This window comes from Marichromatium gracile (assembly GCF_004343155.1).
Classification (GTDB): domain Bacteria; phylum Pseudomonadota; class Gammaproteobacteria; order Chromatiales; family Chromatiaceae; genus Marichromatium; species Marichromatium gracile.
On sequence record NZ_SMDC01000005.1, the window covers coordinates 79117 to 95465 of the forward strand.

Annotated in this window: 13 protein-coding genes; 4 read left to right on the forward strand and 9 right to left on the reverse strand. The window is 68.6% G+C overall.

All coding sequences use genetic code 11. The features are described 5' to 3' along the window. Nucleotides 1-8: 8 nt before the first annotated feature. From EDC29_RS09250 to EDC29_RS09280, 7 genes are all read right to left on the reverse strand, one after another. On the reverse strand, nt 9-326 hold the full coding sequence (locus tag EDC29_RS09250; RefSeq protein WP_123140185.1) for an ATPase: 318 nt from the start codon (nt 324-326) through the stop codon (nt 9-11). Nucleotides 327-421: 95 nt separating this feature from the next. Continuing rightward, complete coding sequence (locus EDC29_RS09255) at nt 422-2053, reverse strand: methyl-accepting chemotaxis protein (protein ID WP_132229561.1); 1632 nt, start codon at nt 2051-2053, stop codon at nt 422-424. A 10-nt stretch (nt 2054-2063) separates the two neighbouring features. Further along, entirely contained in the window at nt 2064-3644 is a 1581-nt protein-coding gene (locus EDC29_RS09260) for a methyl-accepting chemotaxis protein (RefSeq protein ID WP_123140187.1), read from the reverse strand. 316 nt (nt 3645-3960) lie between these two features. After that, the gene (locus tag EDC29_RS09265; protein ID WP_123140188.1) at nt 3961-4965 is read right to left on the reverse strand and encodes a TIGR00341 family protein; all 1005 of its coding nucleotides are present in this window, start codon (nt 4963-4965) and stop codon (nt 3961-3963) included. Between the two features lie 17 nt (nt 4966-4982). Beyond that, nucleotides 4983-5396, reverse strand: coding sequence for a hypothetical protein (locus EDC29_RS09270; RefSeq protein WP_123141844.1), 414 nt, complete (start codon nt 5394-5396; stop codon nt 4983-4985). Between the two features lie 7 nt (nt 5397-5403). Continuing rightward, on the reverse strand, nt 5404-5598 hold the full coding sequence (locus tag EDC29_RS09275) for a hypothetical protein (RefSeq protein WP_123140190.1): 195 nt from the start codon (nt 5596-5598) through the stop codon (nt 5404-5406). Between the two features lie 237 nt (nt 5599-5835). After that, the gene (locus EDC29_RS09280) at nt 5836-6762 is read right to left on the reverse strand and encodes a LysR substrate-binding domain-containing protein (RefSeq protein ID WP_123141843.1); all 927 of its coding nucleotides are present in this window, start codon (nt 6760-6762) and stop codon (nt 5836-5838) included. Nucleotides 6763-6906: 144 nt separating this feature from the next. Between EDC29_RS09280 and clpB the strand changes: the two genes are divergently transcribed. The 4 genes from clpB (at nt 6907) to EDC29_RS09300 (ending at nt 13827) form a co-directional block, all read left to right on the forward strand. Further along, entirely contained in the window at nt 6907-9507 is a 2601-nt protein-coding gene (clpB, locus tag EDC29_RS09285; RefSeq protein ID WP_123141842.1) for an ATP-dependent chaperone ClpB, read from the forward strand. A gap of 310 nt (nt 9508-9817) precedes the next feature. Further along, nucleotides 9818-10270, forward strand: coding sequence for a hypothetical protein (locus tag EDC29_RS09290; RefSeq protein WP_223805969.1), 453 nt, complete (start codon nt 9818-9820; stop codon nt 10268-10270). Between the two features lie 25 nt (nt 10271-10295). Then, nucleotides 10296-11432, forward strand: a complete 1137-nt coding sequence (locus EDC29_RS09295; protein ID WP_242465966.1) for a porin — start codon at nt 10296-10298, stop codon at nt 11430-11432. Nucleotides 11433-11439: 7 nt separating this feature from the next. Further along, entirely contained in the window at nt 11440-13827 is a 2388-nt protein-coding gene (locus tag EDC29_RS09300; protein WP_123140194.1) for a putative bifunctional diguanylate cyclase/phosphodiesterase, read from the forward strand. A 312-nt stretch (nt 13828-14139) separates the two neighbouring features. Here EDC29_RS09300 and EDC29_RS09305 read toward each other — a convergent pair whose 3' ends face one another. Next, entirely contained in the window at nt 14140-15390 is a 1251-nt protein-coding gene (locus EDC29_RS09305) for a NupC/NupG family nucleoside CNT transporter (protein ID WP_123140195.1), read from the reverse strand. A 13-nt stretch (nt 15391-15403) separates the two neighbouring features. Continuing rightward, on the reverse strand, nt 15404-16276 hold the full coding sequence (gene hslO, locus EDC29_RS09310; RefSeq protein WP_123141839.1) for an Hsp33 family molecular chaperone HslO: 873 nt from the start codon (nt 16274-16276) through the stop codon (nt 15404-15406). Nucleotides 16277-16349 lie beyond the last annotated feature (73 nt).

Consider the following 16349-nt stretch of genomic DNA (forward strand, 5'->3'; position numbering starts at 1 on the left):
GCGCAGGGTCAGCGGCTGGTGTCGATCAGGACCTGGAAGGCGGCCTCGAGTGCCTCGGCCTCGCGCTGTTCGGCCTGATCGCGCAGGTGGACGTGGCGCTCGTCATAGCGGCGTCGCAGCTGGGCGATGCTCTGTTCGGCGCGCTCTCCGGCCTTGGCGACGAAGCCCTGGCGCAGCTCCGGGATCCTGGCGGTGAAACGCGCCTGCTCGGCGTGGACCTCGGCCATCGCCTGATCGACGATCCGGCCCTGTTCGGTCTCGGCCTGCTGGGCGAGCCGCTCGGCCCGCATCTCGACATCGAGCAGTCGCTTGAGGGTGTCATCCATCGGTCGCGCTCTCGTCTGATCTGGGCATTCGCGACCCTAGCTTACGCGAAAGACGCCGACGATGGCGCAGAGCATCGTCGGCGTCTTGCGCCAGGTCAGCCGCGTTGCCCGCCCGCCGAGCCGCTCAGGCGAACCGCATCGGTCATGCAGACCCGGTGGCTCCAGAACTGATCGGCGAGCACCCGCAGCTCCTCGGCGAGGGTGGCCAGTGTCTCGGCGGTGCGCTCGATCTCGCCGGTGGTCGTGGCGTTGCCGTCGGCCGACTGGCGGATATTGGTGACGCTGCGGTTGATCTCCTCGCTGACCGCGCTCTGCTCCTCGACGGCGGTGGCGATCTGGGTGGTCATGTCGGTGATCTGCTGCACGCTGGCGGCGATCGCCTCGAGCGCGCCGCCGGCCTCGCGCGCCTGGGCGACGCTCCGCTCGGCCTGGGCGCGGCTGCCGTGCATCACCTCGACCGAGGCGCGCGCGCCGTCCTGCAGCTTCTCGATCATCGCCTGGATCTCGGTGGTCGACTGCTGGGTGCGATTGGCGAGGTTGCGCACCTCGTCGGCGACCACCGCGAAGCCGCGTCCCTGCTCGCCGGCGCGCGCCGCCTCGATCGCGGCGTTGAGCGCGAGCAGGTTGGTCTGCTCGGCGATGCCGCGGATGACGTCGAGCACGGCGCTGATCTCGTCGCTGTGCTGCTCGAGGGTGTGGATCACCGCGGCGGCGTTCTCGACCTCATCGGAGAGTCGTGCGATGGCCTCGCGGGTATCGATGGTGACACGCTTGCCATCGCGCGCTGCGGTGTCTGCGGTGTCGGCGCTGTCGGCGGTGTGCTGGGCATTGCGCGCGACCTCGCGCACGCTGGCGCTCATCTCCTCGATGGCGGTGGCCACCAGATCGGTCTGCGACTGCTGGTTGAGGATGGCCGCGCGCAGCTCGGTGATGGTCTCGACCGCGGCCTCGGCCTGACGCGAGAGCTTGGCCGCGGTATCGGAGATGCGCACCGCCGACGAGCGGCTCTCGGTGCGCAGCATGCGCATCGCCAGGGTGATGGCGCCGTACTCGGTGTTGCTGCCGGTATAGAGATACTGTGCGGTGGGGTCGTCGATGACCTGACGTGCCCGTGCGTTGAGTCGCGCCAGCGCACGGGTCTGAATCCATGCGACCAGGGTGCCGGCCGCCAGCAGCAGCGCGATGAGGGCGAGCCCCGGGGTCGGCGGCAGGTCGGTCAGCGGCAGGGTGGCGAGGGCGAGCAGCGCGGCGAGCACCAGCCAGCCGGTCAGTCGCCAGAACGCCGAGAGCCGTGGCAGGCGCAACGCCAGCGGCAGGCGTCCGGCACGGATCCCGGCATAGAGCCGCTCGGCCTTGTCGACCAGATCGCGTGCCGGGCGCAGGCGCACCGACTGGTACTCGAATACCTTGCCGTCGCGCATGATCGGGTTGACGAAGGCGTCGACCCAGTAGTGATCGCCGTTCTTGCAGCGATTCTTGACCAGGCCCATCCAGGGGCGACCCGACTTGATGGTCTGCCACAGCTGGGCGAAGGCCGCCGGTGGCATGTCGGGATGACGCACCACGTTGTGGTTGACGCCGACCAGTTCGTCGCGATCGAAGCCGCTGATCTCGACGAAGGTCTCGTTGACATCGGTGACGATGCCCTTGAGATCGGTGGTCGACATGATGTTGTCGGTCTCGGCGAAGGAGCGCTCCTGGCCGGTGACGGGGAGATTGGTCTTCATCTTTGAGTCCTCAGCGCCGATGTTCCCAGAATTGCCGTGCCAGGGTGCGTAGCTCGCTGGAGAGCTCGACGACCTGGCTGGAGGCCTGTCCGATGGCATGGCTGCCGGCGGCGGTCTGGTCGGCGCCTTGACGGATATCGGCGATGCTGCGGCTGATCTCTTCGCTGACCGCGCTCTGCTCCTCGACGGCGGTGGCGATCTGGGTGCTCATGTCGGTGATCGACTGGATACCGCTGGCGATGCGCTGGAGTGCCTCGCCGGCCTCGCGTGCCTGGGCGACGCTCTGCTCGGCCTGGGTGCGGCTGTTGCCCATGACCTCGACCGAGGAGCGGGTGCCGGCCTGCAGCTTCTCGATCATCGTCTGGATCTCGGTGGTCGACTGCTGGGTGCGGTTGGCGAGGTTGCGCACCTCGTCGGCGACCACCGCAAAGCCGCGCCCGGCCTCACCGGCGCGCGCCGCCTCGATCGCGGCGTTGAGCGCGAGCAGGTTGGTCTGCTCGGCGATGCCGCGGATGACGTCGAGCACGGCGCTGATCTCGCCGCTGTGTTGCTCGAGGGTGTGGATCACCGCGGCGGCCTGCTCGATCTCCTCGGCGAGCCGGCCGATCGAATCGCCGGTGGCGCCCACCACCTCGCCGCCGTTGGTGGCATTGGCATCGGCCTCGTGGGCGGTGTCGGCGGTCTGTTGGGCGCTTTGCGCGACCTCGCGCACGCTGGCGCTCATCTCCTCGATGGCGGTGGCCACCTGATCGGTCTCCGACTGCTGCTGGAGGATGGTGCCGCGCGCCGACTCCACCGCCTCGACCATGTGCTCGGCCTGTCGCAGCAGTCGTGTCGCCGAATCGTCGACTCGACCCACCGCCGCGCCGCTCTCGGCCTCGAGCATGCGCAGGGCGAACTCGACCGCGCCGAACTCGTCGCGACGCTGGGTATAGGCGTACTGGCTGATGGGGTTGTCGGCGACCATGCGCGCCTGGGCGGCGATGGTGGCGAGCGGGCGGGTCTCGAGCCAGGCCAGGGCGATCGCCGTCAGGGTGAACACCAGCACCGGCGGTGCGGCCTGGAGCGTGCCGAGTCCGAGCAACGGGGCGGCGGCGAGTGCGCCGGCACCGAGCAGCGCGATGGTGCCGAGCAGGCGCCAGCGCGCCCGGGTCATGCCCAGGCGCCAGCGCCAGGGGCGCCGGTCGCGCATCAGCTCGGCGTAGAAACGCTCGGCCTGCTCGACCCTGGCGCGGCTCGGCTTGGTGCGCACCGATTGGTATTCGGTGACGGTGCCGTCGTGGGTGATCGGGGTGACATAGGCGCTCACCCAGTAATGGTCGCCGTTCTTGCAACGGTTCTTGATCAGGCCCATCCAGGGACGCCCGGACTTCAGCGTCTTCCACAGGTCGGCAAAGGCCGCCGGCGGCATGTCGGGATGGCGCACCATGTTGTGGTTACGCCCGATCAGCTCGTCCTCGGTGAAGCCGGAGATGTCGACGAAGCGGTCGTTGACGTAGGTGATGGCGCCCTTCAGGTCGGTGGTCGACAGGATGTTGGTGTCGTCCGGGAAGGACACCTCCTGTTGCGTCACTGGATAGTTCTTTTTCATGCGGGGAAATCCCTTGGGGTACAGCCCTCGGTTAGCGTAGGGTCGGGACCGCTGATGCCTTGGCCAGTCGCAGTACCGAGTCGATCTCGGTACACATTGTGTTTCTGGTGGGCGATCTCGACCTGACAGGCGGGGCGGTTTGCCCCCTACCTGCTGGTTTGCGATCACGTTCACATCGATCCCGTGCTGTGGCGCCGTCCTGGCCCCCGGGCATGAGGGACGCGCGTGCCCGAATCGGCATCGTCCAATGATGACACGACTCGTCGAGCGATGCGCGCTCGGCTCGGCTCGCTCATCGGGGCGCTGTCTGAGCGGCTCAGGCGAACTGGGGCAGGCCGCCCGAGCGAGTCAGGATGACGGTGATCAGAGCAGCGAGCAGCAGCGCCCAGAGCGCCAGATAGAGCCGCATCGACTGACGTGCGCGGTTGCGCTCGGTCCAGGTGCGCGGGCGCACGCCCTTGAACAGGAAGACCAGCTTGGCGGCGAGCAGGACGCAGACGATGTTGACGGCGAGCAGCAGCAGGGCGCCGAGCGCGAGGTCCCAGCGGGCGCTGCCGAGGGCGAGCCCGATGGTCGCCGTCGGGGGCAGCAGGGCGACGGCGACCATCACCCCGACCAGGGTCGAGGACAGCCCGGAGGTGAGCGAGAGCACCGCCGCGGCGCCCGAGGCGAGCGCCAGCACGACCCCGGCGAGTCCGACGTCGGTGCGCGCGGCCAGCTCGTTGAGCGAGAAGTCGATCTCCCAGATCAGGCCGATGGCGACGGCGAGCAGCAGCGACAGGCCCAGTCCGGCGGCATTGGTGCGCAGTGCCTGCCACACCAGGGCGCGATCGCCGAGCGAGGTGGCGAAGGCCAGGGCGATGTTGGGGCCGAGCAGCGGGGCGATGACCATCGCGCCGATCACCACCGCGACATTGTTCTCGAGGAGACCGATGGCGGCGACCAGGGTCGAGAGCGTGGTCAGCACCAGGTGGTTGGTGTCGAGCCGCGCGCCCTTGACGATCTCGCTGTAGAGCTCCTCGCGCGTGGCGGCGATCGCCCGCGCCCGGCGCAGCTCCTCGTCCTGGCGGCGCGGGGTATCGCGGGTGAGCACGGTGTCGACCGGCTGGATGACGATGCGGGCGTCGGCATCGGCCTTGAAGAGGTCCTGCAGCGAGTCGGTCAGCGCCTGGCGCGACTGGTCGTCGACCAGCATGCGCACGGCGCGTCGGCCATCCTCGCCGGCCTCGCCGCACCAGGCGTCCTCGGCGCCATAGAAACCGGCCATGCCGAGCAGCGTCTTGGTGTGTCTGGCGTCGGCGATGACCTCGACGATGCGCATGGCGGTGTTCTCTCCTCTCAGGGCCCGAGCAGGATGCCGAGCGCCAGCAACAGCAACAGGGCGAAGACGCCGATGGCATTGAACACCAGGTCGACCCGGCGGGTGTGGGTGCGGTAGCGGGCGATCAGCGGCGCCAGTCCGGGGTCAGACTCCACGGCGGGATCGAACATGATCCGGCGGTGGGGCAGGGCGATGGCCTCGATCGCGGCGCAGGCGGTGACCGGATCGACACGATAGAGTCCGGCGTCGATGTCGACCAGACGGCGTCGCAGCCGCTGGTGTGCGTGCATGCGAGCGGTGTCGACGTCCTCGAAGCGGATTGCGCAGCGCAGCTGCGGGGTGACCGGCGGCGGTTGATCGCACGCCTGCAGGCGCACCAGTCCGGGGTGGTCCGGATGGGTCTCGACGGTCAGGTGTCCGCTGTGCATCATGAAGTGGTCAGGCTTGGACGCTGACCCTGTCGATCTCCCAGTTGCACTGTTCGATCAGGGTCTCGAGCGAGCGCGGGATGTGCAGCGCCCCATCGGGCTCGTAGCGCCGGCCCTCGCTCCAGTGGCGGGCGGCCGACTCGGCGATGTCCGGTAGTCCCTGGCGCTGTAGCTCCCACAATGCCTGTGTCTGTTTGGTGTGCATGGGCTCCCCTGGGTGGATCGCAAGATCCGTGCTTGAATGTGGCTTTTTAGAGACGTGGTATCCGTTGGCCGGATCTTACCCTTTTTTCTTCGAGTTTAGTCGAAGATTCGGGGCTAGAAGCCCGGCCAACAAGGCTTGGAACGCATTGTTGCGGTTTTTTCCCAGTGCAGTCAAAAAGATGCTGGGTCTTGTGCCGACGGGTGTGGCGGTGACGACGCGTCTGGTCGTGGGGTGGAGTCAGGCGGCGGCCCCGAGGCTGTGGACGCTATCGGGGAGCTGGTCGCGCACGACCTCGGCGAAGCGTTCGAGGACCTGACGGCGCGGGAAGCTGCGCCGGTAGACCAGCGAGATGCGCCGATAGGCATCGGGCAGGTGCAGCTGGCGCGAGACGATACCGTGGTCGCGCATCCAGGTCTCGCGCACCGCCAGGGCCGGGACCAGGGTACAGCCGAAGCCGGCGCTGACCAGTTGCAGCAGGGTCTCGAGGCTGGAGGCGCGCAGATCGGCCATCTCGCCCTGGCTGGGGCGCTGCGACAGCCGGCAGACCTCCATCACCTGATGGGCCAGGCAGTGACCGTCGGCGAGCAGCAGCAGCTCGCACGACTCCAGGTCCGCGGCGCTGATCTCGGCGCGTTGCTGCAGCGGGTGGCCCGTGGGGTGGGCGAGCCAGAAGGGTTCGTCGAACAACTCGATGGCGGCGAGGTCGGAGTCCTCAACCGGGGTGGCGAGCAGCGCGGCGTCGATCTCGTGGTGGCTGAGACGCGTGAGCAGGGTATCGGTGATCTCCTCGGAGAGCACCAGCTGCAGCTTGGGACAGCGCGCGCGCAGCGGGCGCAGCAGCAAGGGCACCAGATAGGGGCTGACGGTGGGGATGGCGCCGATGCGCAGCGGTCCGGCCAGCGGGTCCTGATGGGCGTGCGCGACCTGCTCGATGGCGGCGGTCTGCTCCAGCGCCAGTCGGGCGTGATGGAGGATCTCCTCGCCGACCGGGGTGATCTCGACCGAGCGGTTGGTGCGCTCGAAGATGACCACGTCGAGCTCGTCCTCGAGCTTCTTGATCTGGCCGCTGAGCGTCGGCTGACTGACGAAGCAACGCTCGGCGGCGCGCCCGAAGTGGCGCGTCTCGGCGACGGCGAGGATATATTTCAGGTCACGTAGATTCACCCGCCCATGATAGCGGAAATCGCGCTCGATTCGGACCCATGATGTGCGCCGCGCGGCGATTCCTGGGGCGGTGGGGGCGGCTTGATTCGATTCGGCGCCTACCCAATCTTCGACAATAACTTACAAAAAACCGGAGAATTCACCGTGAGAATGGACAAGTTGACGGCAAAGTTCCAACTCGCGCTGGCCGATGCCCAGAGCCTGGCGGTCGGTCGCGATCATCAGTTCATCGAGCCGGTCCACCTGCTGATCGCGCTGCTCGATCAGGAGGGGGGCACGGTACGCCACCTGCTCACCCGCGCCGATGTCAACGTCAATCAGCTGCGCTCGGCGCTCGGCGAGCTGCTCGACCGGCTGCCGGTGGTCGAGGGCGCCGGTGGCGAGGTGCACGTCGGCAACGACCTGGGGCGGCTGCTCAACCAGACCGACAAGCTCGCCCAGCAGCGCCAGGACCAGTACGTCTCCTCCGAGCTGTTCGTGCTCGCCGCGCTCGACGACCGCGGCGAGCTGGGCCGGGTGTTGCGCGAGGCCGGTGCTTCGAAGGGGGCACTGGAGCGTGCGATCGAGTCGGTTCGAGGGGGGCAGAAGGTCGACGACCCCAACGCCGAGGAACAGCGTCAGGCGCTCGAGAAGTACACCATCGATCTGACCGAGCGTGCCGAACAGGGCAAGCTCGATCCGGTGATCGGGCGCGACGACGAGATCCGCCGCACCGTGCAGGTGCTGCAGCGGCGCACCAAGAACAACCCGGTGCTGATCGGCGAGCCCGGCGTCGGCAAGACCGCCATCGTCGAGGGGCTGGCGCAGCGCATCGTCAACGGCGAGGTGCCCGAGGGGCTGAAGTCCAGACGGCTGCTCTCGCTCGACATGGCCGCGCTGATCGCCGGGGCGAAGTTCCGCGGCGAGTTCGAGGAGCGGCTCAAGGCGGTGCTCAACGACATCGCCCGTCAGGAGGGCAATGTCATCCTCTTCATCGACGAGCTGCACACCATGGTCGGCGCGGGCAAGGCCGAGGGCTCGATGGACGCGGGCAACATGCTCAAGCCGGCGCTGGCGCGCGGCGAGCTGCACTGTGTCGGCGCCACCACCCTCGACGAGTACCGCAAGTACGTCGAGAAGGATGCGGCGCTCGAACGGCGCTTCCAAAAGGTGCTGGTCGACGAGCCCAACGTCGAGGACACCATCGCCATCCTGCGCGGGCTCAAGGAGCGCTACGAGGTCCATCACGCCGTCGAGATCACCGACCCGGCGATCGTCGCCGCGGCGACCCTGTCGCACCGCTATATCTCCGATCGTCAGCTCCCCGACAAGGCGATCGACCTGATCGACGAGGCCGCCTCGCACATCCGCATGGAGATCGACTCCATGCCCGAGGAGATGGACCGGCTCGATCGTCGGCTGATCCAGCTCAAGATCGAGCGCGAGGCGCTCAAGAAGGAGTCCGACGAGGCCTCGCGCAAGCGCCTCGCCGACCTCGAGGGCGAGGTGGCGCGGCTCGAGCGCGAGTTCGCCGATCTCGACGAGGTCTGGAAGTCGGAGAAGGCGGCGGTTGCCGGCACCGCGCACATCAAGGAGGCGCTCGACCGTGCCCGGGTGGAGATGGAGACGGCGCGCCGTGCCGGCGACCTGGGACGGATGTCGGAGCTGCAGTACGGGCGCATCCCCGAGCTCGAGAAGCAACTGGCCTCGGCCGCCGCCGGGGCCGAGCAGGGCGACAACCGGCTGCTGCGCAACAAGGTCAGCGACGAGGAGATCGCCGAGATCGTCTCGCGCTGGACCGGTATCCCGGTGTCGCGGATGCTCGAGGGCGAGCGCGACAAGCTGCTGCGCATGGAGCAGGAGATCGGCCGGCGGGTGGTCGGTCAGGACGAGGCGGTCGGCGCGGTCAGCGACGCCATCCGCCGCTCGCGCGCCGGGCTCTCCGACCCGGCCCGCCCGATCGGCTCCTTCCTCTTCCTCGGACCCACCGGCGTCGGCAAGACCGAGCTGTGCAAGACGCTGGCGAGCTTCCTCTTCGATACCGAGGAGGCGATGGTGCGCATCGACATGTCCGAGTTCATGGAGAAGCACTCGGTGGCGCGGCTGATCGGGGCGCCGCCCGGCTATGTCGGCTATGACGAGGGCGGCTATCTCACCGAGGCGGTGCGCCGCCGCCCCTACAGCCTGATCCTGCTCGACGAGGTGGAGAAGGCCCACCCCGACGTCTTCAACGTGCTGTTGCAGGTGCTCGACGACGGTCGGCTCACCGATGGTCAGGGGCGCACCGTGGACTTCCGCAACACGGTGATCGTGATGACCTCCAACCTCGGCTCCGACGTCATCCAGCAGCACGCCGGCGAGGCGGCCTATGCCGAGATGAAGTCGGCGGTGATGGCGGTGGTGCGCCAGGCCTTCCGTCCCGAGTTCATCAACCGGCTCGACGAGATCGTCGTCTTCCACCCGCTGCAGCAGGCGCAGATCCGCGCCATCGCGCGCATCCAGCTCGACTATCTGCAGCGGCGCCTGGCCGATCGCGAGATGCGTCTCGAGGTCAGCGACGCGGCGCTCGATCTGCTCGGCGAGGCCGGTTTCGATCCGGTCTACGGTGCCCGCCCGCTCAAGCGCGCGATCCGCGCTCAGCTCGAGAATCCGCTGGCCCAGGAGATCCTCGCCGGCAAGTTCGCGCCCGGAGATCTGATCGAGGTCGGGGTGGCAGACGGCGCCCTGCGCTTCGAGCGGGTGCTCGCCGGCGAACTGGTCGACTGACCGACCCCGCCTGCTGGCGCCACCGCCCCGTCCAGGTCGGACGGCGGCGGTGGCGTGCGGCTGGTTTCGCCATTCCCGTTGTTTCCCTGAGACAATAGCCTCGGGGTCTCGGTATGCTGTATGGTCGCGCATCACCGCGCCGCATCCGGCGGCGCGGTGATGGCACCGAGCAGTGCGCGAGGCCCGCGGGGGCATTTGCCCCGGCCGATGGTGTGCGCGTTGCATGACCCGCCCGGTGGCGATCGCCGCGCGCAATGGAACGGAACTGATGGTCAGGATATGCGACCGGGCCTAACCTTGGACATCCGCCTTGACACCTCTCGCATCCCGTCGCGCCCCTCGCCTGCGTCCCAGCGCCAAGTCCCTGATCTGTTCGCTGCTGTTGATCTGGATGGCCTCGGTCGATGCCCAGGTGTTGATCGCGCACGCGGCGGTGGAGGTGGATCACCTGACCCAGAACGAGGCGCGGCGCTATCTGATGATGCGCGTACCGCGCTGGCCGGACGGGCACGCGGTACGGGTGTTCGTGCTACCCGACGAGCATGTCCTGCACCGTCGCTTCGTCACCGGCGTGCTCGGGCTCTATCCCTACCAGTTGCGACGGGTCTGGGATCGTTTGCTGTTCTCGGGCACCGGTCAGGTGCCGATCACCGTGACCTCGCCACATGAGCTGGTCCGCAGCGTTGCTTCCACTCCGGGGGCGCTCGGCTATGCCGACGCTCCGCCTCCGGGCTTCGAGGTACGTATCATCGAGGTGCGCTAGGGTGCGGGCGGCATGGATGAGTGGCATGGTGTTGGCGCTGTACTGGCTGCCGAGCCTCGCCTGGGCGACCGAACCGGCGCTGCAACTGCACGGGTTCGCCAGCCAAGCCCTGGTCTGGACCTCCGATAATCGCTTCTTCGGCGATAGCCCCGACGGCTCGCTCGATTTCACCGAACTCGGTCTCAACGGCTCCTGGCGCGCCGACCCGCGCCTGCTGCTCGCCACCCAGGTGTTGGTGCGGCGCGCCGGGGAGATGAGCGACGCCACGCCCTGGCTCGATTACGCCCTGGCCGACGCCACCCTGGTGAGCGCCCCGACACACCGCATCGGGCTGCGCATGGGGCGGATCAAGAACCCGATCGGTCTCTACAACGAGACCCGTGACGTTCCCTTCACCCGTCCCGGGATCTTCCTGCCCCAGGTGGTCTATTTCGATCGGGTGCGCAACATGATGCTCGCCTCCGACGGGCTGATGTTCTACGGCGAGCGCTATACCGATCTCGGCACCTTCTCGGCCACCCTGGGGGCTGGACTGCCGCTGCTTGACGCCAACGTCGAGTGGAACTATCTGCTCGACGACCATGATGGCGAGCTCGAACCCGAGCATCCGGTGCCACTGCTCAGCCTGTGGTATGCCGATCCCGCCGAGCGGTTGCGCCTGGGACTCAGTGGCGCGGCCATGCACAGTCGCTTCGATCCCGGCTCCGAGGCTGCGATCGGCGCCGGCAACCTGGATATCCGCTACTGGCTGGTATCGGCACAGTACAATGCGGCGAACTGGACCCTGGCGGGCGAATACGCCCATATCCTGATCGATTGGCGTCATTTTCGGCCCGAGGCCGATCGTCATCACGCCATCCAGACCGGATGGTACCTGCAGGCGGCCTATCGGCTCTCGCCGGCGATCGAGCTGATGCTGCGCTATGAGGAGGGGGATGCAGATCGTCGTCTGGGGGACCTGCACCTTCACTGTCCCGCCTCGGATCACTCCCGGATCTGGGTCCTCGGGACGCGCTGGGATCTGGGTAGGCGGTTGATGCTGCGTCTGGAGTATCAGCGTCATCACGGCGGTTTCACCCTCTCGTACCGTGAGAACCCCCCAGGCGACGGGGTGGTCGAGGACTGGGACCTGTTTGCCGCCCAGATCTCACTGAGGTTCTGAGGTGTCCATGAACACCGCCCCCGTTACGCCCACCTCGCCGCCGATCCTCAGCCTGCGCTGGAAGGCGCTGGTCGCGCTCAGCCTGTTGCTGCTGGTGGTCAACCTCTCGCTGGTGCTGCTCGCCAATGCGCGGGCCCAGGCGCAGTTCGCCCTGCACCAGTCGCAGTTGCGCGAGCAGCAGGTGCGCCAGCTCCATGCGATCCTCAAGACGCGCGAGCACGAGCTCTCCAAGCTCGCCACCCTGGTGCCGGGGTTCGGCGTCGATGTCAGCGGCGCGGGGCGCGCGGCCCAGCTCGCCGCCGCGCTCGCCAGCAACGGGGTGTTGCTGGAGATCGAGTGGGGCATCGGCTCGGCGTACTGGATCGATGCCGAGGGGCGTCTGTCGGTGAGCTGGCCGGAGGGCGTCGAGCCACCGCCACCGGTGCTGCTCCATGCACTGGCGGATGACCCGGAGCGCTCGCTCTGCAAGCTCGTCTGTCGCGGCCGCGACGGGTGTGCGCACTATCTCGCCACGCCGCTGCTGTGGCAGGGTCGGTATGCCGGCAGCCTGGTGCTGGGACGCTCGCTCGCCGATGTACTGCTCGACTTCAATGCCCTCACCGGGGCGGAGGTCGCCGTCGCCAGTGCCGCCGGCGAGGCCGCCTTCCCGGTGCTCACGCACCCCGAGTACTCGCGTCCACTGCTCCGGGCGGCGGGCCCCGCACTGTTCGCACTTGCCCCCGACGAGACCCTGGAGCTGCGTCACGAGGGCCGCGAGTTCGTGCTCTATCGGGTGGCGGCGCTGGCCCCCGGGGTCGATGCCTATGTGATCAACGAGGTCACCGAGCAACGCGCCGGCATCCGCGCGAGCACCCGCGATGGCCTGTTGCTCGGGCTGCTCGGGCTGCTGCTCTCCGAGGGCTTGTTGCTGCTGATCATGAAGCCTCCGCTGCGTCGGCTGCGGGCGTTGGCGCTGGCCTTGCCTCTGCTCGCCGAGCAGCGTTACGCGGCGTTGCGCGAACGGCTCGCGCGTCCGCCTCGGGGCTGGTTGCAGCGTGATGAGATCAGCCTGATGTTCGAGACCGTGTGGCAACTCAGCGAACGGATGGAGCGGTTGCAGCGCGCCCGTGATCAGGCCGAGGCGCAGCTGATCTGGCTCGCCGAGCACGACCCGCTGACCCAGCTCGCCAACCGTCGTCGCTTCAGCGAGTCGTTCGCCCAGGTGGTCGACCAGGCCTGTCGCTTCGGACACGGCGGCGCGCTGCTGTTTCTCGACCTCGACGACTTCAAGGAGGTCAACGACCTCAGTGGTCACCAGGTCGGCGATCAGTTGCTGCAGGGGGTGGCCGATCGGCTGCGCGGGCTGGCCGAGCGCGGTGACCTGCTGGCGCGTCTCGGCGGCGACGAGTTCGCCTTGGTGTTGCCCGAGTCCGAACCCGAGCAGGCGCGCCGGTGCGCCGAGCGTCTGCAGCAGGCGATCGCACAGGTCTGTATCGAGTCGCGCGGCCGGTTGCACCGGGTCTCGGCGAGCATCGGTATCGTGCTCTTTCCCGCTCAGGGCGAGTCCACCGAAGAGCTGCTCGCGAGCGCCGATCTCGCCATGTACCGGGCCAAGCGGCAGGGACCCGGACGCTGTCATCTGTTCTCGCTCGAGGATGCCGAGCGCGAGCAGCTCGATGCCCGGATCCTGTGGCGCGAGCGTATCGCCGGCGCGCTGCGCGAGGATCGCTTCGAGCTCCATGTCCAGCCGGTGGTCGAGGTCGCCAGCGGCGAGACCTGTCACGTCGAGGGGCTGCTGCGGATGCGTGATCACGACGGCTCGCTGATCTATCCCGATCGCTTCATCCCGGTCGCCGAGCACAATGGACAGATCCAGCTGATCGACCACTGGGTGGTCGAGCATGCGCTGTGCTTGCTGGTCGCGCATCCGGGCTTGCGCCTGGCGGTCAATCTATCGGCCAATGCGATGGTCGATACCGGGTTGCTGGATCTGCTCGAGCGACGACTCGCGACGCTCGAACTCGATCCCGGGCGGTTGATCTTCGAGGTCACCGAGACGGCGGCGATCGAGTGCCTGTCGAGCGCGACCCGGCTGATGCACCGTATCCAGGCACTCGGTTGTCGCTTCGCCCTCGACGACTTCGGCACCGGCTATGCGTCCTACGCCTATCTGCGCCAGCTCCCGGTCGACGAGGTCAAGATCGACGGCGCCTTCGTGCGTGAACTGAAGAGCAGCCGCGAGGACCGGATCTTCGTCGCCGCCATCACCGACATGGCGCACGCCATGGGCAAGCGGGTGGTGGCCGAGTTCGTCGAGGACGCCGAGACGCTCGCGCTGCTGCGCGAGATCGGCGTCGACCGCGCCCAGGGCTATTACTTCGCCCGCCCCGCGCCGCTGCGGCTCGATGGGGAGTGAGCGACCAGCGACCAGCGGCCAGCGGCCAGCGGCCAGCGGGATTGAACCGCGAAGCCGCGAAGGGCGCAAAGGGGCTTGAGTTGCAAGCGACCAGCCTCCAGCCGCCAGTGGGTGTGTGCCCTCGACGACAGCACGGCTTGCCCGCATCCGTGGCGCACGTTCTTGGCGCCAGTGTTTGTGGGTAGCCAGCCACTGGCGGCTGGAGGCTGATCGCTGGAGGCTCTTCTTCCCTTTGCGGCTTTGCGGTTCAATCCCCCGCCGGCTGCCGGCTGCCGGCTGCCGGCTGCCGGCTGCCGGCTGGCGGCTGGCGGCTCAGATCACCAATGCCACCACCGCCCCGGTCATCAGCGTTGCCAGGGTGCCGGAGACGATGGTGCGCGGGCCGAGGGCGACGATCTCGGCGCGTCGTTCCGGGGCCAGGGTGCCGAGCGCGCCGATCATGATGCCGAGGCTGCCGAGGTTGGCGAAGCCGCACAGCGCATAGGTCATGATCAGCCGGCTGCGTGGGCTGAGCGTCTCGGGCGGCAGCGCCGCCAGATCGAGATAGGCCACCAGCTCGTTGAGGACCGTCTTGACCCCGAGCAGGGCGCCGGCGGCGGGGGCCTCGGACCAGGGGATGCCGATCAGCCAGGCCGCCGGGGCCATCAGCCAGCCGAGCACGCGCTGGGCGCTCAGCGGCGCGCCGGCGATCTCGGGCAACAGCCCGAGGGCCTGGTTGACCAGGCTCACCAGGGCGACCATCACCACCAGCATGGCGATGATATTGAGCCACAGCGGGATCGCCTGCAGGGTGCCGCGGGTGATGGCGTCCATCGCCCCGTGCGCCTCGCTGAGCAACGGGGCACGGGTCTCGGCGGTCTCGCGCGCCGTCTCCGGGATCATCACCCCGGCGATCACCAGCGCCGCCGGGGCGCTGATCAGCGAGGCGGTGAGGATGTGACCCATGGCCTCGGGGATCGCCGTGGCGAGGAAGCTCGCGTAGAGCACCATCACCGTGCCGGCGATGGTGGCCATGCCGCAGGTCATCAGCGCGAACAGCGCCGATCGCGACATCTCGCGCAGATAGGGGCGGATCAGCAGCGGCGCCTCGGTCATGCCGACGAAGACGTTGGCCGCCGCGCCGAGCCCCAGCGCGCCGCCGCTGCCGAGGGTGCGCTCGAGCACCCAGGCGAAGCCGCGTACCAGCAACGGCAGCACCCGCCAGTGGAAGAGCAGCGCCGAGAGCGCGCTGATCACCAGGATCAGCGGCAGGGCGCGGAAGGCGAGGACGAAGCCGTTCTCCGGGTACTGGGTGGCGAAGGGTGCGGCGCCACCGCCGAGATAGCCGAACACCAGCGCGGTGCCGGCCTCGGTGGCGCGCTCGAGCGCGAGCACCAGATCGTTGAGGGCGAGAAAGCCCTGCTGGACCGGGGCGAGCTTGAGGAGCGCCAGGGCGAGCAGCAGCTGCAGGCCCAGCCCCACGAGCACCAGGCGCGGGCGGACTGCGCGACGCGACTCGCTGACCGACCAGGCCAGCGCGAGGATGACGACGAGCCCGAGCAGCGGCTGGAGACTGGTCAGCATGGCAGGTCCCGGCTCAGTGCTGGGTCGGCGGCGAGCTGTGGTGGCTGTCCTCGGCGAGCAGCTGGCGGGCGTCGACCGGATCGAAGCGATAGGTGCGGTTGCAGAACTCGCAGGTCACCTCGAGCCCGTCGCGCTCGGCGAGGATCGACTCGATCTCCTCGGCGCCGAGCAGCTTGACGGTCTGCTCGATGCGCGCGCGCGAGCAGCCGCAGCGAAAAGCGATCGGGTCGGGCTCGAAGAGTCGCACCGGCTCCTCGTTGAACAGCCGGTAGAGGAGTTGCTCGGCGGGCAGCGCGAGCAGCTCCTCGCGGGTCAGGGTGTCGGCGAGCATGCCCACCCGCGACCAGTCCTCGGCAGCGCGGTCTGCGCCGGGCAGGCGCTGCAGCAGCATGCCTGCGGCGCGCTCGCCGTCGGCATCGAGCCAGAGTCGGGTCGGCAGCTGCTCGGAGCCGCTGAAGAAGTGCTCCATGGCATCGGCCAGGCGCTCGCCCTGGAGCGCGACGATGCCTTGATAGGGCTCGCCGGTGCGCGGTTCGATGGTGAGCACCAGGCGGGCGGTGCCGAACAGCTCGGCGAGCGGGGCCTCGGGGTCGAGCTCGCCATCCCAGCGCGCCAGCCCGCGCACCGTGCGTGCGCTGGTGGCCTGGGCGACCAGGGTGCGCAGCGGGCCGTCGCCCTGGGCCTGGAGGATCAGCGCGCCGTCGAACTTGAGGGTGGCGGCGAGCAGCGAGACCGCCGCCAGCGCCTCGCCGAGCAGGCCGCGTACCGGCTCGGGGTAGTCGTGGGCATCGAGTACCGCGCGCCAGCTGGCGTCGAGATGCACCAGATTGCCGCGGATGTCGGTCTGTTCGAAGAGAAAACGGTGGAGGCTGTCGGTATCACTCATCGATAGGTCCTGGTCGCCGGGCGGATTCGCCCGGCGCTGGTCGTGGGGTGGGTCCCGGCTGGCACCGGGCACC